We start from the raw sequence: 24,937 nt of genomic DNA on the forward strand, positions 1-24,937 counted from the left end.
GGCCTCTTGTGCTTCATGCCTGCGGGCTTGATCACTGCCCGGGACGGGCCTGACGGCGCGTCCCGGTGTGCCCTCCTGGGCAGCCCTCGTCGGCAGCCTTCTTACTTGGCCGGCGCGGTGTTGGCCGTCTTGAGGTGCTTGTCGAGGAATTGCAGCATGCGGCCGCTGGCCTCGATGTTGTTCTTCTTCTTCGAGAAGCCATGGCCCTCGTCGTCGAAGACCACGTACTCGACCGGCACGCCGTTCTTCTTGACGGCCTCGACAATCTCGTCGCTCTCGGGCTTGATCACGCGCGGGTCATTGGCCCCCTGGATCACCATCAGCGGCTTGCGGATCTCCTTGGCATGGAACAGCGGCGAGGTGGCGATGAGGAAGTCCTTGTCCTTCACCGGATCCCCCACCTCCTGGTACAGCGCCTGGCGGAAGCTCTCCCAGTACGGCGGGATGGATTCCAGCGTGCGCAGCCAGTTGGAGACGCCGAAGATGTCGATGCCCACCTTGAAGGCTTCGGGGCGGAAGGCCAAGGCGGCCAGGGTCATGTAGCCACCGTAGGAGCCGCCGATGATGCCGATGCGCTCGGGGTCGATCACGCCGGTGCTGGCCAGGTAGGTCTTGGCCTCCACGCAGTCCCACAGCGGCTCGCGGCCATGCTTGCCGTCATCGGCGGTGAAGAAGGTCTTGCCATAGCCCGAGCTGCCCCGGTTGTTGATGCCCAGCACCGCATAGCCGTGGTTGGCGAAGTACTGCATCAGGGCCGAGTAGCCGCGCATGGTCTGGCCGCCCGGGCCGCCATGCACCCAGACCAGGGCCGGCACCTTGTTGGTAGGCGAGGCTTCCTTGGGCTGGTAGTAGACCGAGGGGATGCTCATGCCGTCGAAGGACTTGAAGCGCACGATCTTGGCGTCCACCAGGTCATCGGGGTTGACCTCCTTGGACATGCTCTGCGTCAGCTGCTTGACCTGCTTGCTGGCGAAGTCATAGACGAAGAGATTGCTGGGCGAGCGGTCGCCGTTCACGTAGAAGGCCATCTTGCCGCTGCTGCCCGAGAAACGGACGCCGCGGATCTCGCCACCCGGCAGCTTGGGCAGGGCCACCTCGCGCTCCACGCCGTCCTTGCCCGTCTCGCGCAGCTTGAGCGCAATGCTGGCGTCGGCGTTGATGCCGGTGACGCGGTAGCGGCCGTCGTCGGAGAAGTCGGTGTAGACCACGTCCCAGTCGGCCTTCTCCAGCTCGCTCATCTTGCCGCTGGCCAGGTCGTAGCTCATCAGCCGGGTGAACTCCGCGCCCTCGTTGCTGGTGATCAGCAGGCGCTTGGAGGCCGGGTCGAAGCCGACCGGGCTGTTGTCGGCCACGCCCTGGTGAGGCGTCACGTGCTTGGTGGTCTTGGCCTGGGTGTCGTAGAGGTAGACGTCCTTGTCGGCCGTGGTGTTGGTCTTGCCGATGGCGATCCAGCGGCCGTCGTCGCTGACCTGAGCCACGTTCATGCCGGTCTCGTTCTTGTAGATCAGCTCGCGGGCGTAGCTCCTGGCGTCGTAGCGGTAGACATCGAAGAAGCGCGCATCGCGCTCATTGGTGGCCACATGGAAGCTGTTCTTGTCACCGGACCAGCCCATGAAGAGGGCCTTGAGCTTCTCGCCGGGGGTCAGGTCTTTCTCGCTGCCGTCCAGCTCGCGCACATAGAGGTGGTTCAGCTCGTTGCCGCCCTGGTCGCGCGTGAAGAGCACGCGGTCGTCCTTGGGGAAGTAGCCGACGGCGTAGTGGCTGTCCTTGGTGGAGCTGGTCAGGGCCACCGGCTCGCCGCCCGTCACCGGGATGCTGTAGAGGTTGAAGATGCCGGTCTTGTTGCTGTGGAAGAGGATGCGCTTTTCGTCGGCGCTGAAGGAGGCGCCGCCGATATTGGTCGTCGCCATGAACTGCTCGATGGTGTAGCGCTTGGGCGCGACGGGCGTGGGGCTCTGCTTGGCGGTGGTCGCCGCCTGGGCCGGCAGGCTCATGAGCAGGCCGCCGGTGCTGGCCAGGGCCAGGCACAAGGCCAGGCGGTTCAGGGCGGCGCGGGGTGCCGTGGACTTCTGCTGTTCGTTCTTCAAGTGAGGCTCCTCGTTGGCTTGGCTGGGCAATGACCCAGCACCGCGCCAATGTAGTGAGACCCCGCGCCCTTGCCAATCCCTGGCGGATGGCCTGCACCCCGGGCGGACGAACTGCAGACCTGGCCACACGGGCGGCGGCCGCCCATGAAAAAAGCCACCGGCCTCGCGGCGGGTGGCTTCATGCGGCAGGCAATGGATTACTTGCCGGAAGGCACCTTGCCTTCGACGCCCTTCACGTAGAAGTTGATGCCCGAGAGGAACTTGTCGTCGGCGACCTCGTCCTTCTTCAGCACGTCCTTGCCGTCCTGGCCGACGATGGGGCCCTTCCAGATCACGAAGCTGCCGTCCTTCAGGCCGGCCTTGACCTTGTCGATCTGCGCGCGGGTGTCGGCCGGCACGGCCTCGGCCAGGGAGACCAGGTCGATCGCACCTTCCTTGACACCCCACCAGCTGTGCGTACCCGGGCCGGCCGTCCACTTGCCGTCCAGCGCGTCACGCACGGCCTTGATGTAGTACGGACCCCAGTTGATCACGGCGGACGCCAGGTGGGCCTTGGGGCCGTAGGCGGTCATGTCAGAGTCCCAGCCGAAGGCGTACTTGCCGTTCTTCTCGGCGGTCTGCAGCACGGCGCTGGAGTCGGTGTTCTGCATCAGCACGTCGGCGCCGCCGTCGATCAGGGACTGGGCGGCTTCGGTCTCCTTGGGCGGGTTGAACCACTCGTTGACCCAGACCACGCGCACCTTGACCTTGGGGTTCACGCTCTGCGCGCCCAGGGTGAAGCTGTTGATGTTGCGGATCACCTCGGGGATGGGAATCGAGCCCACCACGCCCAGCGTGCCGCTCTTGCTCATCTTGCCCGCCACCACGCCGGCCATGTAGGCGCCTTCGTAGGTGCGGGAGTCGTAGGTGCGCATGTTGGCGGCCTGCTTGTAGCCGGTGGCATGCTCGAACTTGACGTCCGGCGTGTCAGAGGCGACCTTGAGCATGGGCTCCATATAGCCGAAGGTGGTGCCGAAGATCAGCTTGTTGCCCTGCCCCACCATGTCGCGGAACACGCGCTCGGCGTCGGCCGCCTCGGGGACCTTCTCGACGAAGCTGGTCTGGACCTTGTCGCCGAATTCCTTCTCGACGGCCTTGCGGGCGTTGTCATGGGCGAAGGTCCAGCCGCCGTCCCCCACCGGGCCGACATAGGCGAAGGCGATCTTCAGCGGCTCGGGCTTGGCCGCCGGGGCGGACGCCGCCGAAGCGGCGGCGGCGGGGGCGGCGGCTTCTTCCTTCTTGCCGCAACCGACCAGCAGGGCCGCAGCGGCCAGACTGGACCAGCCGGCCCACTTGATCAGATCACGCTTGCCAATGTGACGCATGGGTGCTCCTTGGAAATCCCGTGAGGGGAATGACGGGGTGAAGACTGCAGAAAATTCCAGCCGGCGATCTTAGCCGCCCGGATGGAAAGGCTTGCCCAGCGAAGCCGGCATATTGGCGCGGATGAAGCCGCTGTTGCGCGAGATCAGCACCAGCACCACGATGGTCGCCAGGTAGGGCAGCATGGACAGCAGCTGGCTGGGCACCTCCACCCCCTGCCCCTGCAGATGGAACTGGAGCATCGTGACGCCGCCGAAGAGATAGGCCCCCAGCAGCACGCGGGCGGGCCGCCAGGTGGCGAAGGTGGTCAGGGCCAGGGCGATCCAGCCCTTGCCGGCGATCATGCCCTCCACCCACAGCGGCGTGTAGGCCACCGAGACGTAGGCCCCGGCCAGGCCGCACAGCGCGCCGCCGGCCAGCACGGCCAGCAGGCGGATGCGGCGCACCGGGTAGCCCAGGGCATGGGCCGACTCGGGCGACTCCCCCACGGCCCGCAGCACCAGGCCGGCCCGCGAGCGGTAGAGAAACCAGGCCAGGCCCGCCGCCAGCGCCATCGCGCCATAGACCAGGGGATGCTGCTTGAACAGCGCCGTGCCCACGAAGGGCAGATCGCTCAGGCCGGGGATGGCGAAGCTGGGCCGCGCCGAAAGCTTCTCCTGCACATAGCCCTGCCCCACGAAGGCCGAGAAGCCAGTGCCGAAGAGGCTCAGCGCGAGGCCGGCCGCGTACTGGTTGGTGTTGAGCCACAGGGCCAGCAGCGCGAAGACGCCGGCCAGCGCCGCGCCCGCGGCCATGCCGGCAAGAAAGGCCAGCGTGTCGCTGCCGGTGTGCACGCCGGTCGCAAAGCCGGCGATGGCGGCCACCAGCATCATGCCCTCGGCTCCGAGGTTGACGACGCCGGCGCGTTCGTTGATCAAGAGGCCCAGGGCCGCCAGGGCCAGCAGCGTGCCGGCATTGAGCGTGGCGGCGACGAGTGCGGCGAGTGCGTTCAGATCCATGGTGCGACCTCAGGCAGCCCGGCGCGCCCAGCGCACGCGGTAGTGGATCAGCGTGTCCGAGGTCAGCAGCGTGAACAGCAGCAGGCCCTGGAAGACGCCGGTGATGGACTTGGGCAGGCCCAGGCGCGACTGCGCCAGCTCGCCGCCGATGTAGAACATGCTCATCAGCAGGCCCGAGCCCACGATGCCCACCGGATGCAGCCGTCCCACGAAGGCCACGATGATGGCCGCGAAGCCATAGCCCGCGGGCACATGCGGTGTCAGCTGGCCCAGCGGCCCGGCCGCCTCCAGCGCCCCGGCAAGGCCCGCCATGCCGCCGGACAGCAGCAGCGCGGTCCACAGCGCCCGGCGCGAGGAGAAGCCCGCATAGCGCGCCGCCGCGGGGGCCAGGCCGCCGACCTGCAGCGCATAGCCCGCATAGCTGCGGAACATCAGCAGCCAGAAGCCCGCCACCGCGCCCAGGGCCACCAGGACGCCGATATTGACCCGCCAGCCGCTGAACAACCGCGGGATCTTGGTGGCCGCGGCGAAGGTGATGGTCTGCGGGAAGTTGTAGCCGTTGGGGTCCTTCCAGGGCCCGTAGACCAGATAGCCCAGCAGCAGGTCCGCCACGTAGACCAGCATCAGGCTCACCAGGATCTCGTTGGCATTGAAGCGATCACGCAGCAGGGCCGTGATGGCCGCCCAGGCCATGCCGCCCAACACGCCGGCCAAGAGGATCAGCACGACGATGCCGCGGCCCGTCTGCGCATCGGCCTGCATCGCGACCCAGCCCGCCGCCAGCGCGCCGACGATGAACTGACCCTCGGCCCCGATGTTCCAGACGTTGGAGCGGAAGCACAGGGCCAGGCCCAGGGCGATGAGGATCAGGGGCGTGGCCTTGAGGCCCAGCTCGCTCCAGGCATAGGCGCTGCGGATGGGCTCCCAGAAGAACATCTGCAGGCCGCGCAGCGGGTCCTTGCCCAGGGCCAGGAAGATCAGCACGCCCAGCAGCGTGGTCAGGGCCAGGGCCAGCAGCGGCGAGGCCAGGGCCATCAGCCGCGAGGGCTCGGGGCGGGTCTCAAGCCGCAGCATGCGGGGCCTCCTTGGCGTCGGTCGCGTCCCACAGGCCGGACATCCAGGCCCCGATGCGCTCCACCGTGGCCTGGGCCACCGGCACGCTGGGTGAGAGGCGGCCCTGGGCCATCACCACCAGGCGGTCACTGATCTCGAACAACTCGTCCAACTCCTCACTGAAGACCAGGAGCGCGCAGCCGGCGTCGCGCAGCTTGAGCAGCTCCCCACGGATCTGGGCCGCCGCGCCCACGTCCACGCCCCAGGTGGGCTGGGCGATGAGCAGCAGCTTGGGGGCCGCATCGATCTCGCGGCCCACGATGAACTTCTGAAGATTGCCCCCCGAGAGGCTGCGGGCCGCAGCCCCCGAGCCGCCGCAGCGAACGCCGAAGCGGGCGATCAGCTCCTCGGCCAGGCGCCGGGCCTGGGCCTTGTGCAGCCAGCCGCCAGCCTTGACGGCCTCGGTGCGGGTCAGCAGGGTGTTGTCGGCCAGGGAAAGACTGGGCACGGCGCCGCGCCCCAATCGCTCCTCGGGCACGACATGCAGACCCAGCCTGCGGCGCTTGCGGCAGCTGGCCTGGGCGATGTCCGCCTCGAACAGGCGGATGCTGCCCCTGGGCGCCCGCGGGTCCTCGCCCGACAGCGCGGCCAGCAGCTCCTGCTGGCCATTGCCGCTGACACCGGCCACGCCCAGGATCTCGCCCGCGCGCAGCTCGAAGGCCAGGCCGCGCAGGGCGGTGCCGAAGGGGTTGTCGGTGGCCAGGTCCAGGCCCTGCACGCGCAGCACCGGGGCACCCGGCTCGCCGCGGGCGGCCTGCAGGCGCGGCGGCTCGCTGCCGATCATGAGGCGGGACAGCGCGGCGTTGTCCACGGTGCGCGGGTCCACCTCGCCCGTGACCTTGCCGCCGCGCAGCACCGTGCAGTGCTGGCACAGGGCGCGGATTTCGTCGAGCTTGTGGCTGATGTAGAGGATGGCGCAGCCCTCGGCGGCCAGGCGGCGCAGCACCTCGAAGAGCTTCTGCACGGCCTGCGGCGTGAGCACGGAGGTGGGCTCGTCGAGGATCAGCAGGCTGGGATTCGTCAGCAAGGCCCGCACGATCTCCACCCGCTGGCGCTCGCCCACCGACAGCGTGTGCACCGGCCGCTGCGGGTCGACCTCCAGCCCGTAGGCGGCGGACAGCTCGCGGATGCGCTGCGTCACCTCGGCCAGGCTGAGGCTCTTGTCCAGGCCCAGCCAGACGTTCTCGGCGGCGCTGAGGGTGTCGAACAGCGAGAAGTGCTGGTAGACCATGCTGATGCCGAGCTGCCGGGCCTGGGCCGGGCTTCTGACCTGCACCGGCTGCCCGTTCCACAGCAGCCGGCCCTCGTCGGGCTGCACGGCGCCATAGATGATCTTCATCAGCGTGGACTTGCCCGCGCCGTTCTCGCCCAGCACGGCCTGGATCTGCCCGGGCATCACCCGCAGCGAGACGCCATCGTTGGCCTTGACGGCCGGGTACTGCTTGCTGATGCCTTGGAGTTCGAGTCGGGGGACGGGTTCGGCCATGGCGATCAGCAAGACTTCTGCGTTTCAGGGGTGGGACGGGGGTTCCGGACGCCGATGGCGCGCCACGCCAGCCACGAAGGCCGCGGCGAGGTTGCGCTCGTCGGACAGCGTCATCCAGGCAAAGACCTTCTCGTGCAGTTCGCGGGCCACCGCGAAGCGCGCCTCGGCCACCGGGCCGCGGGCCCAGTCCCAGATGCAGACGTCGGCCAGTGTACCCACGCCGAGGTGGCCGATCTCCTGGGACAGCCCCAGGCCTTGCGCTGCGCCAAGCGTGGCCGCATGAAGCCCCGCCCAGGCGGTCATCCGCCGGCCTGCCAGGGCCTGCACCTTGTAGGCATCGCCCAGGCTGCGCTGGGTGGACAGCGAAGTACCGCCGCCCACGTCCGAGGCCACGCTGACGGCAAAGCCCGCCTCGCGGGCCGCGACCCAGTCGAACAGCCCGCTGCCCAGGAAGAGATTGGACGAGGGGCAGAAGGCCAGCTGCGCGCCGCGCTGCGCCAGCAGGGCCCGGTCCTGCGCGTCCAGCCAGATCCCGTGGGCCAGCACGGCGCGCTCGTGCAGGAGGCCGACGCGGTCGTAGACGTCGAGGTAGCTGCGCGCCTCGGGAAAGAGCTTCGCCACCCATTCGACCTCGGCGCGGTTCTCGGCCACATGGGTCTGCATGTACAGCGAGGCGTCCTGGCGGCAGAGATCGCCGGCCATGGCCAGCTGGGCGGGCGTGCTGGTGGGGGCGAAGCGCACGGTGATGGCATAGCCCAGGCGGTCCTGGCCGTGGAAGCGGCTGATGAGGTCCTCGCAGTCGCGCCGGGCCTGCTCCACGTCGTCGCGCAGGCCCTCCGGGGCATGGCGGTCCATCAGCACCTTGCCCGTCAGCAGGCGCATGCCGCGCTGGCGGCCGGCCTCGAACAGCGTCTCGGCGGACACCTTGTGCACCGTGGGGAAGACCATCGCCGCGGTCGTGCCATGAGCCAGCAGGGCATCGAGGAAGCGCTCCGCCCCAGCGTGCGCCACGGCCGGGTCGGCGTAGCGTTGCTCGGCGGGGAAGGTGTAGGTGTTGAGCCAGTCCAGCAGCTCGGCGCCGTAGCTGGCAATGACGTCCAGCTGCGGGCAGTGCACATGGGTGTCGATGAAGCCGGGCAGGATCAGGCGGCCGCGGTGGTCCTCGCGGGTCCAGCGGGCATCGGGGTCTTCGGCCTGGGCGCCCACGATGCGTCCGTCCTCGATCAGCAGCCAGTGGTCCGGGCGGAAGCGCACGGCCGGGTCGTCCAGCGCGCCCCAGGCGGGCGTGCCGGTGAAGTCCAGGAGGTCGCCGCGCAGGGCCAGGCGGGAGGAAGCGGTCACGGTCTCTTTCGTCATGGGGTTCAGGCGCGCGCCAGCTGGCGCGCGAGCTCGCGCACCTGCTCGCGCAGCCAGCGATGGGCGGGCGCCGCGTGGCCCAGCTCATGCCAGAGCTGGTAGTAGTTCAGGGGCGGGAAAGGCACGGGGCAGCGCAGGATCTTCACCGGCAGCCGGTCCACGAAGCGGCTGCAGAACTGGCGCCCCGTCGTCAGCACCAGCAGGCTCTGGGCCACCATCTGTGGCAGCTGGCCGAAGTGGGCACTGCGCACGGCGACGGAGCGGCTCAGGCCCAGGCTGGCCAGATGCTGGTCGACGAAGCCCGGCTGCGCGGCGGCAAAGGGCATGGGCGCGAGATGCTGGCAGGCCAGGTAGCGCTCCAGGGTCCAGCTGCGCGCAGGGGCCCGTGCCATGGGGTGGTCCTGGCTCATCAGCACGACCAGCTCGTCGCTGAAGAGGCGGCCCAGGTGCAGCTCCTCGGGGGGCTCGGGCCAGTTGCCGATGACGAGGTCCACCTCGCCGCGGGCCAGGGCGGCGCGGTAGTCGAAATCCGCAGAAAGCGCCTGCAGGTCCAGCTGCACACCCGGCGCCTCGCGCTGCAGGCGGGCCACCAGCTCGGGCAGGAAGAAGGGATCGAGGTAGTCGCTGGCGGCGATGCGGAAGCGCTGCCGGGCCGTGGCCGGCTCGAAGGCCTGCAGGCGCTGGCGCGGGCTGAAGATGCGCTCCGCCTCCAGCAGCAGGCGCGCCGCCGGCTCCTGCAGCGCCAGGGCCGTGGGCGTGGGCGCCATGCCCTGGCCGCTGCGCACCAGCAGCGGGTCGCCCGTGAGCGCGCGCAGACGCCGCAACTGGCCGGAAACGGCCGGTTGCGAGCTGCCGAGCCGCAGGGCGGCCCGGGAAACGCTGCGTTCGCTGATCAATGTGTGCAGGACCCGGATGAGCTGAAGCTCGATCTTGGCCAGTGCCGCCGCTTCCGCCATATTCGCTCGCTGATATCCACTATTTGAGTGAGCATATCCCGTCCGCGCGACCGCGCGCGTAAGGTGCGAGGCTGGAACAGGATTCTCATGAACACACGCCCCATCCGCTTCTTCTTCCGTGGCCAGATCCAGGAAGTGCGCGCGCTGCCCCCCACGACCAGCGTGCTGCGCTGGCTGCGCGAATCCGCCGACGCCTGCGGCAGCAAGGAAGGCTGCGCCGAGGGCGACTGCGGCGCCTGCACGGTGCTGGTCGGCGAGCTCGACGCCCAGGAACGCCTGCAGCTGCGCAACCTCAATGCCTGCATCCAGTTCCTGCCCATGCTGGACGGCAAGGCCCTCTTCACCGTGGAGGACCTGGGCTCCTCGCGCCAGCTCAATCCCGTGCAGCAGGCCCTGGTGGACTGCCACGGCTCGCAATGCGGTTTCTGCACCCCGGGCTTCGCGATGACCCTGCAGGCCCTGTATGAATCGCACCAGGCGGCGGGCACGCGCCCCAGCCGCCAGCAGCTGGCCGACGGCCTGGCGGGCAATCTGTGCCGCTGCACGGGCTACCGCCCCATCCTGGACGCGGGCGAGCAGATGTTCGAGCGGCCTGTCCAGCGTCTCGACACCAGCGCGGCCGAAGCCGCGCTGCGCCAGCTGCGCGAGGACGCCCCGCTGGCCTACGAGGCCTTCGATCCCGCCCAGCAGGGGCCGCGCCAGTTCCTCGCGCCCCGCAGCCTGGAAGACCTGGCCGCGCTGCGCCAGCAGTGGCCGCAGTCGCGCCTGCTGGCCGGTGCCACCGACATCGGCCTGTGGGTCAACAAGCAGCACCGCGACGTGGGCACGCTGATCAGCACGCTGCAGGTGCCCGCCCTGCGCGAGCTGCGTGCCGAGCCCTGGCACGACGGCCAGCCCGGCTTGTGGATAGGCGCCGCCGCGTCCCTGGAGGACGCCTGGTCAGCGCTGGTGGACCGGGTCCCTGCCCTGCGCGAGCTGTGGCTGCGCTTTGCCTCGCCGCCAGTGCGCCATGCGGGCACGCTGGGCGGCAACATCGCCAATGGCTCACCCATCGGCGACGGCGCGCCGGCCCTGATCGCCCTGGGCGCCGAGATCGTGCTGCGCCTGGGCGCCGCGCAGCGCCGCCTGCCCCTGCAGGACTTCTACCTCGACTACATGAAGAACGCCCTGCAGCCCGGCGAGTTCGTCGAGGCCCTGCACCTGCCCCTGCCCGGCGAGGACTGGCAGCTGCGCGGCTACAAGATCGCCAAGCGCTATGACAGCGACATCTCTGCCGTCTGCGCCGTGTTCGCGTTGCGCCTGGCGCAAGGCACGGTCCGCGAGGCACGCCTGGTGTATGGCGGCATGGCGGGCATCGTCAAGCGCGCCTCGCAGGCGGAAGCCGCCTTGCTGGGCCAGGCCTGGGATGAGCACACGCTTCAGGCAGCGGTAGCGGCCCTGCCCCAGGACTTCCAGCCCCTCAGCGACCTGCGAGCCTCCGCGGCGTATCGACTGCAGGTCGCCGGCAATCTGCTGCGGCGCTTCTGGCTGGAGACGCGCACCGACAGCCCCCTGCCCGCCGCGCGCAGCGGCATTTGGTGGGCCACGCAGCTGGGGCGCGATGGCCAGCAGCCGGTGACCGGAGCTCAGCCATGAACAAGGCCTGCCCACCCCTCGCTGCGGAGACGCTCTCGCCCACCCCCGTCGCCGGCAGCAGCCGGCCGCATGAATCGGCGGCCCTGCACGTCAGCGGCGAGGCCCGCTACACCGACGACCTGCCGGAGTTGCGCGGCACCCTGCATGCCGCGCTGGGCCTGTCGCCCATCGCCCATGGCCGCTTGATCGGTGTGGATCGCGCCGCCCTGCTGGCACTGCCCGGCGTCGTGGCCGTGCTCACCGCCCAGGACATCCCGGGCGAGAACAACTGCGGGCCGCTGCTGCATGACGACCCCATCCTGGCCGACGGCGAGCTGCGCTACCTCGGCCAGCCGGTGTTCGCCGTGATCGCGAGCGATCGGGACCTGGCCCGGCGTGCGGCCGCACAGGCCGCCCGCTTCATCCAGTGCGAGGCCCGGCCGGCGCTGCTCACCGCGCTGGACGCCCATGCCGCCGGCCAGTACGTCGTGCCCCCCATGCACCTTCGGCGTGGCGATGCGGCGGCGGCGCTGGCATCGGCACCGCGTCGCTGGCAGGGCGAGTGGGCGGTGGGCGGCCAGGAGCAGTTCTACCTGGAAGGCCAGATCAGCTACGCACTGCCTCAGGAAGACCACGGCCTGCTGCTGCACTGCTCGACCCAGCACCCCTCGGAGATGCAGCAGCTGGTGGCTCACGCATTGAGCTGGGAGAGCCACCGCGTGCAGGTGCAATGCCGGCGCATGGGGGGTGGCTTTGGCGGGAAGGAATCGCAGTCGGCGCTCTTCGCCTGTGTGGCCGCCCTCGCGGCCCACCGGCTGCAGCGCCCCGTCAAGCTGCGCCTGGACCGTGACGACGACTTCCTCATCACCGGGCGGCGCCACGGCTTCGACTACCGCTGGGACGTGGGCTTCGACGCCGACGGCCGGCTGCTCGCCGCCGAGGTCGATCTCATCGCGAACTGCGGGCATTCAGCGGACCTCTCGGCGCCGGTGATGACGCGCGCCCTGTGCCACTTCGACAATGCCTACTGGCTGCCACACGTGGCCCTGCACGGCTTCTGCGCCCGCACGAACACGCAGAGCAACACCGCCTTCCGCGGCTTCGGCGGGCCCCAGGGCGCACTGGTCATGGAGGTGATCCTCGACGGCATTGCCCGGCAGCTGGGACTGGACCCGGCCGTGGTCCGGCAGCGCAACTTCTACGCCGACGACGGCGGGCGCAATGTCACGCCCTACGGCCAGGTGGTGGAGGACAACCTGCTGGAGCCGCTCAGCACGCAGCTGCTGCAGGACTGCGACTACGCGCAGCGCCGTGCCGAGATCGCCGATTTCAACGCCCGCAGCCCGGTGCTCAAGCGCGGTCTGGCCTTCACGCCGCTGAAGTTCGGCATCTCCTTCAACGTCGTCCATCTCAACCAGGCCGGCGCGCTGGTCCATGTGTACACCGACGGTTCGGTGCTGGTGAACCACGGCGGCACCGAGATGGGCCAGGGCCTCAACACCAAGGTCGCGCAGGTGGTGGCCCAGACCCTGGGCCTGCCGCTGGCAGCCGTGCGCGCCACCGCGACCGACACCAGCAAGATCGCCAACACCTCGGCCACGGCCGCCTCGACCGGGGCCGACCTCAACGGCAAGGCTGCCCAGGACGCCGCGGGGCGCATCCGCCAGCGGCTGGAACCCCTGGCGGCCGAACTGCTGCAGGCGCCGGTCGATTCGCTGCGCTGGGCCGAGGGGCAGGTCCGGGTGGCCGGGCGCCCCGACGCCGCCCTCCCCTTCGGCACGCTGGTGCAGCAGGCCTATCTGCGCCGCATCCAGCTGTGGAGCGAAGGCTTCTATGCCACGCCCGGCCTCCACTGGAATCGCGAGACCCTCCAGGGGCGGCCCTTCTTCTACTTTGCCTTCGGCGCGGCCGTGGCCGAGGTCCTGGTCGACACGCTCACCGGCGAATACCGGGTGCTGCGCGCCGATGCCCTGCATGACGTCGGCCAGTCACTGAACCCGGCGCTGGACATCGGCCAGGTCGAAGGCGCGTTCGTGCAGGGCCAGGGCTGGCTCACCACCGAGGAGCTGCGCTGGCATCCCCAGAGCGGCAAGCTGCTGACCCATGCGCCCAGCACCTACAAGATCCCCACGGCCAACGACATGCCGCTGGATTTCCGGGTGAAGCTCTTCGGGCGGCCCAATGGGGCCGACAGCATCCACCGCTCCAAGGCCGTGGGCGAGCCGCCGCTGCTGCTGCCCTTCGCCGTGCTTCTGGCCCTGCAGGATGCCGTGGCCAGCGTCAACCCCTCGGCGCCGCCCCTGCAGGCTCCGGCCACGGCGGAACGGGTCCTGCGGGCCTTGCATCCGTTCTGAGCGCAGCAAGCTCAGCCACCGCGACCCACCATGAAAAAGCCCCGAGGCCTTGCGGCACTCGGGGCTCAATCTTGAGGACTTGACCTGCCGCCACTGCGGCAGGTGTCAGGCCATCAGGCGCGACGGCGGCGACCGATCAGGCCAGCACCGATGGCGGCGATGCCCAGCAGAGCCAGGGAGCCGGGTTCCGGCACCAGGGACGGGGGCAGGCCCAGGCCAGCGAAGCCGTAGCCGTAAGCCGGGGCGAAGTCGCCGTCAGCCACGCTGTTGCCGGTGGTGTAGGAGTAGGCTTCCACGCCGACGGAACCGAGAGCCGACTTCAGGCCACCCACGGTGCGCGAAGCGCCGATGAAGGTGTTGAAGGAGGTGGACTCACCGGCGTTCAGGGCGCCGAAGCCGAAGACGAAGTAACCGCCCTTGTCACCCCCCGAGTTCACCACATTGGTGTTGGCCTCTTGAGCGCGGAACACCATGGGATCCGGCACGGCGAAGGGGTTGGTGGAGGTGTGCAGCACCTTGCCGCCGGGGCCCGCGGGGGTGCCGCCGTAGACGGTGGTGTAGTTGCTACCGAAGTAGCCCGGGGTCACGTCCCAGTCCAGGGTACGGGCATAGCGCACGTCGCTCAGGGAACCGGCGGTGGTGTTGGTCAGCACCACTTCGATCTTGAACAGCGAGCCGCCAGCGGCGTACGAGTACTTGTGGGTGACTTGCAGACCGTTGGACAGCATCACCACGGATTGGGCCGACAGGCCGGCACCGGAAGCGGTGGTGGTGGTGGTCAGTGCGGACACGACGCCCGTGCCGCCCAGGCCGTACACATAGCCCGAAGCGCCGCCAGCGGCAGCGCCCCAGCCTTCGCACAGGCAGCCCGGGGTGATGGCATCACCCGTGGGGCCGGACAGGCCGACGCCCAGGGCGCCCAGGCCGCCGTTGTCGGCCACGCCCATCTGCAGAATGCCCGTGTCCAGCACGGTCGGTGCAGCTTGGGCTGCGAAGCTGCCTGCCACCAGGGCTAGGCCAGCCAGAACCTTGTATGCCTTCATCTTGTTTCTCCGTTGATTAGATTCGTTACAAGCCCCGCCGGTAACAAGGCCGGCCAGAGACTGCGCAAGACTCAATGCATATGCCGTGCCAACACCCCTTTGCTGTTCAGAATCAATAACTTGGGAAATCGTTTCCAAATGATTCAAATCTTTCTGTCAAAGCACCCGACACCCCTAGGTTGATGGACAAGACGTAACTGGCAGCATACTGGTATCCGACTGGAATCTAAATCCGTTGCTCGGCAGCGGTGCGCGACTGCTGCGGCGCCGCCCGGCCCTGCATTCAGGTGGGACGACAAAGTCTGGCGCTTGGGCTCCAATAGCGGTCCATCCCCTCCACCCCTCCTCAACTGGCAGGCCTGGACACGCCGGAGCCCGCCCATCGACGCCATGCAATTGCCCCGCCCCCATCGCCTCGTCATCGCATTGGCCTTCGCGCTGAGTCTGCCGACCTTCGCCAATCCTGTGGTCAACGAGACGGCGCAGAAGAACCGCCTGGCGCAGCGCGAGGCCGGCGGTCAGCGTCCGCTGGGGTCAGACAGCGCCCTGCTGAGCCAGCACGAGGCCGAGGAAGCCTGGCGCAAGGGCAACCAGGCCATGGACAAGGGCCAGTGGGCCGAGGCCGATGCCGCCTTCAACCTGGCCGCCAAGCTGGCCCCCAAGGCCTATGAGCCGCTCCTGGGCCTGGCCGACGTGCAGCTGCGCCGCTCCAATGTCGCCGCGGCAGAGAAGCTGGTGCAGCGCGCCCTGGCGCTGGCGCCCAAGTCGGCCGAGGTCCTGACCACTGCAGGCCGGCTGGCCGCAGCCCAGGGCAAGGCGGCCGATGCGGAGCGTCAGTTCCAGCTTGCCACCCGGTCGGATGCCAAGTACGCGCCGGCACTGCTCGACCTCGGCGAGCTGCAGCTCAGCCTGGGCAAGGCCAAAGAGGCCGCCGCCAGCTTCCGCATGGCCAGCCAGGCCGATCCCCTGCATCCCGCCGCTGCCTTCGGCCTGGGACGCGCCCTGGTGGCCCAACGGGACCTCGCCGGCGCGCTGAAGGCCTTCGAGCAGTGCAGCGGCCTCGCGCCCCGCAACCCCCTGCCCCTGCTGGCCGCCGCCGAAATCCATGCCGCCCAGCGCAGCTGGGACAAGGCCATCGAGCTGGCCCGCCAGGCAGAGTCCCTGGACCCCGCCCTGGCCCGCAGCAAGCTGCTCCTGCTGGATCTGCAGGCTGGCGCCGGGCGCTGGCCGGCCGCCCAGCAGGACTACGAGCGCTTCGCCGCGCAGGGCAAGGGCGAGGACACCGCCGCGCTGCACCTCAAGTGGGGCAATCTGCTGGAAGGCCAGGGCAAGGCCGCGGAGGCCATGGCTGCCTATCGCAAGGCAAGCGAGGCCGATCCGAAGCTGGCAGGCGCCTGGAACAACATGGCCTGGCTGGCCGCCCAGCAGCAGAAGGACCTCGGTCCGGCGCTGGAATGGGCCCGCAAGGCCGTGGAACTGGAGCCGCGCAACTTCGGTTTCCTGGACACCCTGGCCGCCGTACAGCTGGCCAGCGGCGACGCCGAGGCGGCGCTGCGCTCGATCCAGCAGGCCCAGAAGCTGGCACCGCAGCTGCCCTACCTGAAGTACCGCCAGGGCCTGGCCCTGGAGAAGCTGGGCCAGACGGCCCAGGCAGCGCAGGCCTACCAGGAGTCGCTCAAGTCGGGCGCGAAGTTCGACGGCGCCGAGGATGCGCGCAAGCGCCTGGCCGCGATGGGCAAGCCGGTCGGCAAGACCTGACCCCCTCGCCCGGTCAAGCCGGGCGGCGGGCTGGGGCCCTCAGTGCAGCAGCAGGTCGGCGTCGGAGCTGAGGTCGCCGGCGGCCTCGAGCCGGGCGCGCAGATAGTCCAGGTCCAGATGGACATGGCCCACCAGCTCAGGCACAGCCGCGTTGAGGGCCTTGACCGGGTCCTCGTGCGCCTGCTGAGCATCAGCCAGCACCTCCGCCATGTGCAGGACAGCGGCCATCAGCGAGAAAGGCCGGATCTCCATCGGGGCGTTGGCATCCTTGAAGGCCTCGACCATGGCCGGCGGGAAATGCCAGTGCTGGGCCAGGGAGGCCGTCACGTCGGCATGGGTGCAGGCAAAGCGATGCATTTCCAGCGAGAAGCGGCTGCCCGGTTCGGCGGCATGCTTCTCCACGTCAGCCACCTGGCCGGGATCCGACAGGGCCATCATCAACTGCCCGGTCCGCATCATGAGGCCCGCGAGGTAGGTGGTGTCGGCATCCAGCTGCAGCATGCGGCCGAGGATGCGCGCATAGCCGGCGGTGGCCAGGCTGTGGCGCCAGAACAGGGTCCGGTCCAGGCCCGGCACCGAGGGGAAGGCACCGCACATGCAGGCGGCGAGCGACAGGTTGCGCAGGCTGTCCATGCCCAGCGCGGCCGCGGCGTCCTGCAGGGTGGCGATGGTGTGCGAGGGGCTGTAGCGCGCCGAGTTGGCCAGGCGCAGCACCTTGGCAGCCAGCGAGGCGTCCTTGGCCACCAAGTCGGCGATGGCACCGAGGCTGATGCGGTCGTCGTCGAAGCTGCGCAGCAGCCTGCTGGCGACCTCGGGCATGGTGGGCAGGGCGTTGTGGTTCGAGAAGAACTTTTCTGCGGCTGCAAGCACGGGGCGCTCCTTCCAGGACAGATGAGGTCTGGGTCAGACTGTCGATCCAGTCTAGATGAGCCGGTGCCGCGCAGGTATCGCCGGCGCACCACGCTTTTCCGCGCAGACGCTGTGAAAAGTCACGGTTGAGGTGCCCTTGAGGTGCGCTTGAACACGGCCCACGCCGCGGAACCACCGGCCTGAAGCGGGCGCGGGAGGCATGCTGCGGCGCAGCAGCCTCGAGCGGCGCGGCGACGCTCAGTCGCCCGCGAGCGCGCGCAGCGCTGGCAGGTCCAGCACGCGCACCTGGTAGCCCTGCACCTCGATCAGGCCCTTGCGGTTGAGCTGGCGCATCATGCGCGACAGCGTCTCCGGCGTGATGGCCAGCTGGGCGGCGATGTCCCGCTTGCGTTCCTTCAGCACCACGCGACCCTCGCGTTCATCAACGGCTTCGCAGGACTGCAGCAGCCAGGCCGCGAGGCGCCGTTCGGCGTCCTTGTGCATCAGGTCATGGGTGACGCTGGTGAGGCTGTGCACGGTGCCCGCCAGAGCCACCAGCAGCCGTTCCTGCAGCGCCGGCTGGCGCATCAGCAGGCTGCGCAGGGGCTGCAGCGGCAGGCCGACGACGCGGGCATCGTTCACCGCCCGGGCGTCCTGCGCGTGCTCGGCACCCAGCCAGGCGCTGGCCAGGTCCAGCCACTGCGGGCCGCGCACGGTGCGCTCGAGGTGAAAGGGCTCGTCGGCACGGGCCAGGCCCAGGCCCACCGAACCGTCGAGCACGGCATAGAGCTGCGTGGCCGGCTGCTGCCGGGTGAACACGAAGCTGCCGGCCGGCACCCATTGCTGGGTCGCCATGCCCTGCAGGGCCTGCAGCTCGGAGGTGCTCAGTGCCGGCGTGCCCAGCAGGGGCGTCCAGTCGGAGGGCAGGCACAGCACGGAGCCGGCGTCAAAGCCGGCCGGACGCACGGTGGCGTGGGCGGATTGCAGGCTGCGGCTGTCGAGGGTGTCCACGTGTTGGTCAGGGTGCCAGGATGATGGGCAGACTGTCCCGCATGGCCCGGCCGGCGTCCTTGCGCTGAATCAAAGGGACATGGCTGCAAGGGGCAGCCCGGCGCGGCCACAATGGGACGCATGGCCCAGATCAAATTCCAGGCTCCCCAGAGCCAGACGCCGGAGCAGCGCTTCGGCAGCAGCTATGAGCAGCCCTTCGAGCTGCTGCAGGCCTGCCATGAGCGGGTGGAGCGCAGCCTGCAGCTGCTGATGCGCCTGTGCCAGCATCTGAAGGTCCAGGGCGTGGATGCCAGCGCCCGTGACGCCGCCCGGGACATCCGGCGCTACTTCGACCTCGCCGCCCCCCTGCATCACCAGGACGAGGAGCTGCATGTCTTCCCCGTGCTGGAGCAGCTGGACGACGAAGCGCTGCAGGAGGTCTGCACCCGGCTGAGGGACGACCACCAGCGCATCCACGCGCAATGGCAGGTGCTGCGCACCCTGCTGGCCCAGCTCGACGGCCTGCCGGACGGCCTCCTGCCCACCCTGCAGCAGGAGGTGCTGTGGCGGGCCAGCGACGCCTTCGTCGACATCCACAAGGAGCATGTGCGCCTGGAAAACCAGCTGGTCTTCCCCAGCGCGCAGCACGGCCTCAGCACGGCGCAGCAGCAGGCCATGGGCGAGGAGATGGCGGCACGGCGCGGCCTGGAGCTGCATCAGCCCCGCTGAGGCCTCTCTTGCGCCGGATCAAGGCAACAGCAGCGCGCGGAAGTCGTTGACATTGGTGAAGGTCGGCCCCGGGCTGAAGAGATCTCCCAGGGCCTCGAAGAAGTCATAGGCCCGGTGCCGGGCGAGCAGGTCGGCCGCGGACAGGCCCAGCGCCTGCGCGCGAGCGAGGCTGTCCGGCCCGATGAAGGCCCCGGCATTGGCCTCGGAACCGTCGATGCCGTCGGTGTCGGCCGCCAGCACATGAACGCCCGGCTCGCCCTGCAGGCCCAGGGCGCAGCCCAGCAGAAACTCGGTGGCGCGGCCGCCGCGGCCCTGCAGACCGGCGGCCATGCTCACCGTGGTCTCGCCGCCGGAGAGGATCACGCAGGGCCGGCCGAAGGGCTCGCCATGCCGGGCCGCCGACTGCGCCAGGGCCGCGTGCATGCGGCCGATCTCGCGAGACTCCCCCTCGATCTGGTCCGACAGCACATGGGCCGCCAGCCCCAGGCTGCGGGCCAGCGCGGCGGCGGCCTGCAGGCTCAGGCGCGGCGTGGCCAGCATCTGCACGCGGTGGCCGGTGAAGCAGGCATCGCCCGGCTTGGGTGTTTCGAAGGCGCCGCTGCGCAGGCCCGCCCAGGCGGCCTCGGGCAGCTCGAGCGCGTAGCGCTGGCACAGCGCGAGGGCGTCCTCGCAGCGGGTGGCATCCGGCACCGTCGGGCCGGAGGCGATCACGGCGGGATCGTCACCCGGCACGTCCGAGATCAGCAGGGTCGCGACGCGCGCCGGCGCGCAGGCCGCCGCCAGATGCCCGCCCTTGATGGCGGAGAGGTGCTTGCGCACGCAATTCATTTCCTGGATGGAGGCGCCCGAGGCCAGCAGCTGGCGGTTGAGGGACTGCTTGTCCGCCAGGCTCAGGCCCGGCTGGGGCAGGCTCAGCAGCGCGGAGCCGCCGCCGGAGATCAGGCAGATCACCCGGTCCTCGGGCCGCAGGCCCTGCACGAGGGCCAGGATGCGGGCCGCAGCCTGCGCCCCCGCGGCATCGGGCACCGGATGCGAGGCCTCGACGATCTCGATGCGGCGGCAGGCCGCCCAGGGTGGGGTGTGAAGGCGGCGGGTGATGACCAGGCCCTCCAGCGGCGCCGCGGCCGGCCAGTGGGCCTCCAGGGCCGCCGCCATCGCGGCCGAGGCCTTGCCGGCACCGATCACCAGGCAGCGGCCGGGAAGCGCCTGCGGCTCGGCGCCCAGCAGATCGGTCCAGTCGATGCGGCCGGGCTGGAAGAGCTCCAGCGGCGCAGCCCGGTCGACCGCGGCCTGGTAGAGCCGGGTCAGCAGTTCACGGGGGGTCAGGTCCATCGGGCCAGTGTAGGCCGGCCGCAGCGGGCATCAGGGCCGCGCGCCGCCCTGCACCCAGCGGCCGATCAGAGCGCGCTCGTCCTCGGTGATCTGCGTGGCGTTGTTGAGGGGCATGGTCTTCTGCAGCACCACCTGCTGGTAGACCTGGGGGGCCTGCGCCCGCAGGGCCTCGGCGCTGTCCAGCCGCACGCCCTTCTGGGCCAGCTCCGCGCCGTGGCACATCACGCAGCGCTGCGCCACCACCGCCTGCACCTGGGCCAGGCTGGGCGCCGCGCTGCCGGCCGCGGCCACCGGCGGCGCCGGCCTCACCAGCCACAGCAAGGCCGCCAGCATCAGCGCCACGACGACCAGCAGCGGCCAGGCATTGACGCCCTTGTGGCGCTTGACGAACCAGGTGCGGGTCAGTGAACCACCCAGCATCAGCAGGATCAGCACGAGCCAGTTCCAGGCATGGCTGTAGAGCATGCCGTAGTGGTTGGAGAGCATGCTGACGAGCACCGGCGCCGTCAGGAAGGTGTTGTGCACGCTGCGCTGCTTGCCGCGCTGCCCGTAGATCGGGCTCACCGCGCGGCCCGCGCGCATGTCCGCGATCACCTGCTTCTGGCCGGGGATGATCCAGAAGAAGACGTTGGCGCTCATGATGGTGGCGATCATGGCCCCCACGATCAGGAAGGCCGCCCGCCCCGCGAAGAGCTGGCAGGCCGCCCAGGCCGCGAAGGCGACGAAGACGGCGATCAGGCCCAGCACCAGGCCGTCATTGCCGATGCTGCCGTCCTTGCGATGCCCGAAGCGGCGGCAGATCTGGTCGTAGACCAGCCAGCCCGCCGCGAGAAAGCCCAGTGCGCTGGCAATGGCCGCGGGCGCCGACCAGTCGTGCACCCGCCGGTCGATCAGGAAGCTCTCGGCATTGAACAGGTACAGGACCGTGAACAGCGCGAAGCCGCTCATCCAGGTCCAGTAGCTCTCCCAGTAGAACCAGTGCAGGTGCTGAGGCAGGTTGGGCGGCGCGACCAGGTACTTCTGCGGGTTGTAGAAGCCGCCGCCATGCACGGCCCACAGCTCGCCGTCGACGCCGCGGGCCTTGAGCTCCGGCGCCTCCGGCTTGAGCAGGTGGTTGTCCAGCCAGACGAAGTAGAAAGAGGCGCCGATCCAGGCGATGGCCGTCACGATGTGCAGCCAGCGCAGCAGCAGATTGGCCCAGTCCAGCAGATAGCTTTCCATGCGGTATCAGCTCCAGTGCGGCTCACCACAGCGGGCCCTGTGAACCGGGAAGGTCGCGGATGTGCTGCCGGATGTCTTGCCATCGGGCAGCAGGCGGCCGCGGCGACCGAAGCGAAAGTGTATACAGTTTCTTGAGCACCGGCGTCCGTGCGAAGACTGAACCCGCCGCAGGGGCCCGGGTCGCCCTGACGGCATACTGAGGGCATTGAACCCTCCACAGGAGCCCTGTCGATGACATCCTTCCCCACGTCTCTCCGTCACGCCTTCGCCCGCCCCTTGCTGGGCCTGGCCCTCTGCAGCGCGGCCCTGGCCGCGCAGGCCCAGGTCAGCGTCAAGGACGCCTGGGTGCGTGCCACCGTTGCCCAGCAGAAGAGCACCGGTGCCTTCATGCAGCTCAGCAGCGCCAAGGCGGTCAAGCTGGTGAGTGTCAGCAGCCCGATGGCCGGCGTGGCCGAGGTGCACGAGATGAAGATGGACGGCGGCGTGATGAAGATGCGCCCCGTCGAGGCCCTGGACCTGCCCGCAGGCCAGGCCGTGGAGCTCAAGCCTGGCGGCTTCCATCTGATGCTCATGGAGCTGAAGGGCCCCGTCAAGGACGGTGACACCGTGCCCCTGAGCCTGGTCTTCGAAGGCGCGGACAAGAAGCGCGAGACCGTGGAGATCAAGGCCAGCGTGCGCGGCATGGGCATGATGCAGGGCGGCATGCCGGCCGGCATGGGCATGGGCGCTGGCCACAAGCACGGCGCAGCCTCTGCGCCGGAAGAGCACAAGCACTGAGCTCAGGCGTCCGGCAGGCCCAGCAGCTGGGCGGCCACGGCGATGGCGATGACCTCGGGCTGCTTGCCGGCAATGCCCGGCAGGCCGATGGGGCAGTGCACCGCCGCCAGCTCGGCCTCGCTGAAACCGCGCTCGCGCAGCCGGGCCTGGAACTTCGCCCACTTGCTGCGGCTGCCGATCAGCCCGATGAAGGGCAGGTCCGCATGTTCACGCCGGCGCTTCAGGCAGGCGGCGAGGATGTCCAGGTCCTCGGCGTGCGAGAAGCTCATGATCAGCACCCGGCTGCCCGGGGCAAGACCTGGCACCGCGCCCTGCACCGGCTCCGAATGCTCGGCGCGCACCCGCTCGGCCAGCGTGCCGGGGAAGATCTCGTCCCGGCTGTCGATCCAGTGGATGCGCATCGGCAGGCGCGACAGCACCTCGACCAGCGCCCGTCCCACGTGGCCGCCACCGAAGAGCGCAACGGGCCGCCACTGCGCCTCGCCGCCCAGTCGTTCGCGCAGGCCGGCGATGTGCGAGGCGTCCAGCCATTCGAAGTCCAGGTGGACGACACCGCCACAGCACTGGCCCAGGCTGGGCCCCAGCGCGAAGCGCCGGCGCGCCTGCAGCACATGCCCTGCGGCCAGGCCGGCGCGGGCCTCGGCCATGGCCTCGTGCTCCAGCTGCCCGCCGCCGATGGTGCCCAGCAGGCTTGAGGCGTTGACGGCCATCCAGGCCCCGACCTCGCGCGGCCCGCTGCCCTCCACCTGCGCCACACGCACCAGCACCGCGGGCCCGCGGGTCAGCCATCGCGCCAGTTCCTGCCAGACGCTCATCGATCAGCTGCCGCGGTAGGTGGAGTAGCTCCAGGGGCTGGCAAGCAGCGGCACGTGGTAGTGAGCGGCCGTGTCCGCGATGCCGAAGTCCAGCGGCACCTCGTCCAGGAAGGCCGGCTCGGGCAGCACGGCACCCTGGCTCCGGAAATAGTCCGCCACGGCAAAGACCAGGCGGTAGCGGCCCGCCAGCAGGGCATCGCCCTCCAGCAGCGGGCCGTCGACGCGGCCGTCGGCGTTGAGATGCAGGGACTTGAGCAGCTGCAGCGTGCCACCGGGCGCCGCATCCAGTCGGTAGAGCCGCAGCAGCATGCCGGCGGCGGGTCGTCCGTGCATGGTGTCCAGCACGTGGGTGGTGAGCTTGCCCATGGAGTTCCTCGATCCTGGTCAGGGGTGCCGTCCTGCGGCGTTGGACAAAGTGTATACACTCCAGCACACAGCCAGCGAATTCACATGCCCAGCCCGTCCCGCCGCAAGGCGCCCGCCCCATCCCAGGACGGCGACAGCGCCACCGACCGCATCGCCGCCGCCCTGACCCAGGCCATCATCGAGCGCCGCCTGATGCCGGGCACGCGCCTGGCGGAGCAGAAGCTGGCGGATCTCTTCCAGGTCTCGCGCACCCTGGTGCGGCAGGCCCTCAACCAGCTCAGCCGCGACCGCCTCGTCACCCTCACCCCCGCCCGCGGCGCCTGCGTGGCCGAGCCCAGCGTGGAGGAGGCCCGCCAGGTCTTCGAGCTGCGCCGCATGCTGGAGGCGCAGCTGGCGCGTGAGCTGGCCGGCCGCATCACGCCCGCGCAGGTCCGCGCGCTTCGCACGCATCTGCGCGAGGAACGCGCCGCTGTGAAGCGCCAGGACGTCAGCGGCCGCACCCGCCTGCTGGCGGACTTTCATGTGCTGCTCGCCCGCCTGCTGGGCAACGAGGTGATGGCCGATCTGCTTCAGGAGCTGCTCTCGCGCTCCTCCCTAATCGCGCTGATGTACCAGAGCAGCCACTCGGCGGCCGAGAGCCAGGCCGGGCACGAGGCCCTGGTCGATGCCCTCGAGGCCGGTGATGCCGCCCGCGCCGAGCAGCTGATGCTGGACCACCTGGGCCATGTCGAGGCCCATCTGCGCCTGCAGCAACCCTCTTCCGACCTCAGGACCGCCCTGCAGCTATGAACGCACGCTATCCCCGCGACCTCATCGGCTACGGCCGCAATCCGCCCCAGGCGCAATGGCCGGGCCAGGCCCGCGTCGCCCTGCAGTTCGTGCTGAACTACGAAGAGGGCGGCGAGAACTCCGTGCTGCACGGCGACGCCGGCTCCGAGCAGTTCCTCTCCGAGATGTTCAACCCCGCGGCCTATCCCGCGCGGCACCTGAGCATGGAAGGCATTTACGAATACGGCTCGCGCGTGGGCGTGTGGCGGCTGCTGCGCGAGTTCGAGCGGCGCGGCCTGCCGCTGACCGTCTTCGGCGTCTCGATGGCGCTGGAGCGGCATCCCGAGCTGACGCAGGCCTTCGCCGAGCTGGGCCACGAGATCGCCTGCCACGGCTGGCGCTGGATCCACTACCAGGGCATGGACGAGGCCCAGGAGCGCGAGCACCTGCAGCGCGGCATGGCCATCATCGAGCGCCTGACCGGCCAGCGCCCCGAAGGCTGGTACACCGGCCGGGACAGCCCCAACACCCGCCGCCTGGTGGCCGAGCACGGCGGCTTCGCCTATGACAGCGACTACTACGGCGACGACCTCCCCTTCTGGCTGCAGGTGCGCAAGTCCGACGGCACGCTGGCACCGCATCTGGTCGTGCCCTACACCCTGGACTGCAACGACATGCGCTTCGCCCTGCCGCAGGGTTTCAGCCATGGCGACGAGTTCTTCGAGTACCTGCGCGACAGCTTCGATGTGCTCTACGCCGAGGGCGCCGAGACCCCGCGCATGATGAGCGTGGGCATGCACTGCCGGCTGCTGGGCCGGCCCGGCCGCATGAAGGCGCTGCAGCGCTTCCTGGACCACGTGCAGTCGCACGAGCAGGTGTGGATCTGCCGCCGCCTCGACATCGCACGGCACTGGCGCGCCACGCATCCCTTCGATCCCGCCACCGCCTTTGTCTGGGAGTGAG

General features: G+C 69.9%; 21 protein-coding genes. 7 read left to right on the top strand and 14 right to left on the bottom strand.

Translation table 11 applies throughout. The features are described 5' to 3' along the window. Positions 1-101 precede the first annotated feature (101 nt). The 7 genes from O9Y01_RS02495 to O9Y01_RS02525 form a co-directional block, all read right to left on the bottom strand. Entirely contained in the window at positions 102-2,087 is a 1,986-nt protein-coding gene (locus O9Y01_RS02495) for a S9 family peptidase (RefSeq protein ID WP_269629901.1), read from the bottom strand. 197 nt (positions 2,088-2,284) lie between these two features. After that, on the bottom strand, positions 2,285-3,451 hold the full coding sequence (locus O9Y01_RS02500) for a BMP family ABC transporter substrate-binding protein (RefSeq protein ID WP_269629902.1): 1,167 nt from the start codon (positions 3,449-3,451) through the stop codon (positions 2,285-2,287). A gap of 69 nt (positions 3,452-3,520) precedes the next feature. Continuing rightward, on the bottom strand, positions 3,521-4,447 hold the full coding sequence (locus O9Y01_RS02505; RefSeq protein ID WP_442952699.1) for an ABC transporter permease: 927 nt from the start codon (positions 4,445-4,447) through the stop codon (positions 3,521-3,523). Positions 4,448-4,456: 9 nt separating this feature from the next. Further along, the gene (locus O9Y01_RS02510; RefSeq protein ID WP_269629903.1) at positions 4,457-5,521 is read right to left on the bottom strand and encodes an ABC transporter permease; all 1,065 of its coding nucleotides are present in this window, start codon (positions 5,519-5,521) and stop codon (positions 4,457-4,459) included. Further along, entirely contained in the window at positions 5,508-7,046 is a 1,539-nt protein-coding gene (locus O9Y01_RS02515) for an ABC transporter ATP-binding protein (protein WP_269629904.1), read from the bottom strand. The genes O9Y01_RS02510 and O9Y01_RS02515 overlap by 14 nt, the downstream gene beginning before the upstream one ends. Before the next feature lie 24 nt (positions 7,047-7,070). Then, the gene (guaD, locus tag O9Y01_RS02520) at positions 7,071-8,402 is read right to left on the bottom strand and encodes a guanine deaminase (RefSeq protein WP_442952700.1); all 1,332 of its coding nucleotides are present in this window, start codon (positions 8,400-8,402) and stop codon (positions 7,071-7,073) included. A 5-nt stretch (positions 8,403-8,407) separates the two neighbouring features. Continuing rightward, complete coding sequence (locus O9Y01_RS02525; RefSeq protein ID WP_269629906.1) at positions 8,408-9,358, bottom strand: LysR family transcriptional regulator; 951 nt, start codon at positions 9,356-9,358, stop codon at positions 8,408-8,410. An 87-nt stretch (positions 9,359-9,445) separates the two neighbouring features. Here O9Y01_RS02525 and xdhA point away from each other — a divergent pair, with 87 nt between their 5' ends. Both xdhA and xdhB read left to right on the top strand, forming a co-directional pair. Next, on the top strand, positions 9,446-10,993 hold the full coding sequence (gene xdhA, locus O9Y01_RS02530) for a xanthine dehydrogenase small subunit (RefSeq protein WP_269629907.1): 1,548 nt from the start codon (positions 9,446-9,448) through the stop codon (positions 10,991-10,993). Next, the gene (gene xdhB / locus O9Y01_RS02535; RefSeq protein ID WP_269629908.1) at positions 10,990-13,326 is read left to right on the top strand and encodes a xanthine dehydrogenase molybdopterin binding subunit; all 2,337 of its coding nucleotides are present in this window, start codon (positions 10,990-10,992) and stop codon (positions 13,324-13,326) included. Before xdhA ends, xdhB begins: the two co-directional genes overlap by 4 nt. A gap of 113 nt (positions 13,327-13,439) precedes the next feature. Here the strand turns inward: xdhB and O9Y01_RS02540 are convergent, their stop codons facing one another. Further along, positions 13,440-14,369, bottom strand: a complete 930-nt coding sequence (locus O9Y01_RS02540; RefSeq protein ID WP_269629909.1) for a PEP-CTERM sorting domain-containing protein — start codon at positions 14,367-14,369, stop codon at positions 13,440-13,442. Positions 14,370-14,759: 390 nt separating this feature from the next. Here O9Y01_RS02540 and O9Y01_RS02545 point away from each other — a divergent pair, with 390 nt between their 5' ends. Then, a complete protein-coding gene (locus O9Y01_RS02545; protein WP_269629910.1) occupies positions 14,760-16,127 on the top strand; it encodes a tetratricopeptide repeat protein in 1,368 nt (455 codons plus the stop codon). Positions 16,128-16,166: 39 nt separating this feature from the next. Here O9Y01_RS02545 and O9Y01_RS02550 read toward each other — a convergent pair whose 3' ends face one another. Continuing rightward, entirely contained in the window at positions 16,167-16,997 is an 831-nt protein-coding gene (locus O9Y01_RS02550; RefSeq protein ID WP_269629911.1) for an HDOD domain-containing protein, read from the bottom strand. Between the two features lie 237 nt (positions 16,998-17,234). After that, positions 17,235-17,987, bottom strand: a complete 753-nt coding sequence (locus O9Y01_RS02555) for a Crp/Fnr family transcriptional regulator (RefSeq protein ID WP_269629912.1) — start codon at positions 17,985-17,987, stop codon at positions 17,235-17,237. A 120-nt stretch (positions 17,988-18,107) separates the two neighbouring features. Between O9Y01_RS02555 and O9Y01_RS02560 the strand changes: the two genes are divergently transcribed. Further along, positions 18,108-18,695 (top strand): hemerythrin domain-containing protein, encoded by a 588-nt coding sequence (locus tag O9Y01_RS02560; protein WP_269629913.1) that lies wholly within the window; start codon positions 18,108-18,110, stop codon positions 18,693-18,695. Positions 18,696-18,713: 18 nt separating this feature from the next. Here O9Y01_RS02560 and O9Y01_RS02565 read toward each other — a convergent pair whose 3' ends face one another. Both O9Y01_RS02565 and O9Y01_RS02570 read right to left on the bottom strand, forming a co-directional pair. Then, positions 18,714-20,027 (bottom strand): glycerate kinase type-2 family protein, encoded by a 1,314-nt coding sequence (locus tag O9Y01_RS02565; protein ID WP_269629914.1) that lies wholly within the window; start codon positions 20,025-20,027, stop codon positions 18,714-18,716. A 30-nt stretch (positions 20,028-20,057) separates the two neighbouring features. Continuing rightward, entirely contained in the window at positions 20,058-21,248 is a 1,191-nt protein-coding gene (locus tag O9Y01_RS02570) for a urate hydroxylase PuuD (RefSeq protein ID WP_269629915.1), read from the bottom strand. Between the two features lie 231 nt (positions 21,249-21,479). Between O9Y01_RS02570 and O9Y01_RS02575 the strand changes: the two genes are divergently transcribed. Further along, a complete protein-coding gene (locus O9Y01_RS02575; protein ID WP_269629916.1) occupies positions 21,480-22,025 on the top strand; it encodes a copper chaperone PCu(A)C in 546 nt (181 codons plus the stop codon). A 2-nt stretch (positions 22,026-22,027) separates the two neighbouring features. Here the strand turns inward: O9Y01_RS02575 and xdhC are convergent, their stop codons facing one another. Both xdhC and uraH read right to left on the bottom strand, forming a co-directional pair. Continuing rightward, positions 22,028-22,840 (bottom strand): xanthine dehydrogenase accessory protein XdhC, encoded by an 813-nt coding sequence (gene xdhC / locus O9Y01_RS02580; RefSeq protein WP_269629917.1) that lies wholly within the window; start codon positions 22,838-22,840, stop codon positions 22,028-22,030. A gap of 3 nt (positions 22,841-22,843) precedes the next feature. Further along, positions 22,844-23,206 carry a hydroxyisourate hydrolase gene (gene uraH, locus O9Y01_RS02585; RefSeq protein ID WP_269629918.1) on the bottom strand — a complete coding sequence of 121 codons (363 nt, stop codon included), beginning with the start codon at positions 23,204-23,206 and terminating at the stop codon, positions 22,844-22,846. An 84-nt stretch (positions 23,207-23,290) separates the two neighbouring features. On the opposite strand from uraH, the gene O9Y01_RS02590 reads away from it, so the two are divergent. Both O9Y01_RS02590 and puuE read left to right on the top strand, forming a co-directional pair. Beyond that, on the top strand, positions 23,291-23,995 hold the full coding sequence (locus O9Y01_RS02590) for a GntR family transcriptional regulator (RefSeq protein WP_269629919.1): 705 nt from the start codon (positions 23,291-23,293) through the stop codon (positions 23,993-23,995). Next, positions 23,992-24,936, top strand: coding sequence for an allantoinase PuuE (gene puuE / locus O9Y01_RS02595; RefSeq protein ID WP_269629920.1), 945 nt, complete (start codon positions 23,992-23,994; stop codon positions 24,934-24,936). The genes O9Y01_RS02590 and puuE overlap by 4 nt, the downstream gene beginning before the upstream one ends. Position 24,937: the final 1 nt, after the last annotated feature.

Source organism: Pelomonas sp. BJYL3 (genome assembly GCF_027257975.1).
In the GTDB taxonomy this organism is placed as follows: Bacteria; Pseudomonadota; Gammaproteobacteria; order Burkholderiales; family Burkholderiaceae_C; genus Roseateles_B; species Roseateles_B flavus.

Excerpts from the sequence above, each read along its gene's own strand:
- O9Y01_RS02540 (WP_269629909.1), bottom strand. The coding sequence starts at position 14,369 with ATGAAGGCATACAAGGTTCTGGCTGGCCTAGCCCTGGTGGCAGGCAGC.
- O9Y01_RS02525 (WP_269629906.1), bottom strand. The coding sequence starts at position 9,358 with ATGGCGGAAGCGGCGGCACTGGCCAAGATCGAGCTTCAGCTCATCCGG.
- O9Y01_RS02545 (WP_269629910.1), top strand. The coding sequence starts at position 14,760 with ATGCAATTGCCCCGCCCCCATCGCCTCGTCATCGCATTGGCCTTCGCG.
- uraH (WP_269629918.1), bottom strand. The coding sequence starts at position 23,206 with ATGGGCAAGCTCACCACCCACGTGCTGGACACCATGCACGGACGACCC.
- xdhA (WP_269629907.1), top strand. The coding sequence starts at position 9,446 with ATGAACACACGCCCCATCCGCTTCTTCTTCCGTGGCCAGATCCAGGAA.
- O9Y01_RS02505 (WP_442952699.1), bottom strand. The coding sequence starts at position 4,447 with ATGGATCTGAACGCACTCGCCGCACTCGTCGCCGCCACGCTCAATGCC.
- O9Y01_RS02515 (WP_269629904.1), bottom strand. The coding sequence starts at position 7,046 with ATGGCCGAACCCGTCCCCCGACTCGAACTCCAAGGCATCAGCAAGCAG.
- O9Y01_RS02570 (WP_269629915.1), bottom strand. The coding sequence starts at position 21,248 with ATGGAAAGCTATCTGCTGGACTGGGCCAATCTGCTGCTGCGCTGGCTG.
- O9Y01_RS02575 (WP_269629916.1), top strand. The coding sequence starts at position 21,480 with ATGACATCCTTCCCCACGTCTCTCCGTCACGCCTTCGCCCGCCCCTTG.
- O9Y01_RS02560 (WP_269629913.1), top strand. The coding sequence starts at position 18,108 with ATGGCCCAGATCAAATTCCAGGCTCCCCAGAGCCAGACGCCGGAGCAG.
- xdhB (WP_269629908.1), top strand. The coding sequence starts at position 10,990 with ATGAACAAGGCCTGCCCACCCCTCGCTGCGGAGACGCTCTCGCCCACC.
- O9Y01_RS02500 (WP_269629902.1), bottom strand. The coding sequence starts at position 3,451 with ATGCGTCACATTGGCAAGCGTGATCTGATCAAGTGGGCCGGCTGGTCC.
- O9Y01_RS02590 (WP_269629919.1), top strand. The coding sequence starts at position 23,291 with ATGCCCAGCCCGTCCCGCCGCAAGGCGCCCGCCCCATCCCAGGACGGC.
- guaD (WP_442952700.1), bottom strand. The coding sequence starts at position 8,402 with ATGACGAAAGAGACCGTGACCGCTTCCTCCCGCCTGGCCCTGCGCGGC.
- xdhC (WP_269629917.1), bottom strand. The coding sequence starts at position 22,840 with ATGAGCGTCTGGCAGGAACTGGCGCGATGGCTGACCCGCGGGCCCGCG.
- O9Y01_RS02510 (WP_269629903.1), bottom strand. The coding sequence starts at position 5,521 with ATGCTGCGGCTTGAGACCCGCCCCGAGCCCTCGCGGCTGATGGCCCTG.
- O9Y01_RS02565 (WP_269629914.1), bottom strand. The coding sequence starts at position 20,027 with ATGGACCTGACCCCCCGTGAACTGCTGACCCGGCTCTACCAGGCCGCG.
- puuE (WP_269629920.1), top strand. The coding sequence starts at position 23,992 with ATGAACGCACGCTATCCCCGCGACCTCATCGGCTACGGCCGCAATCCG.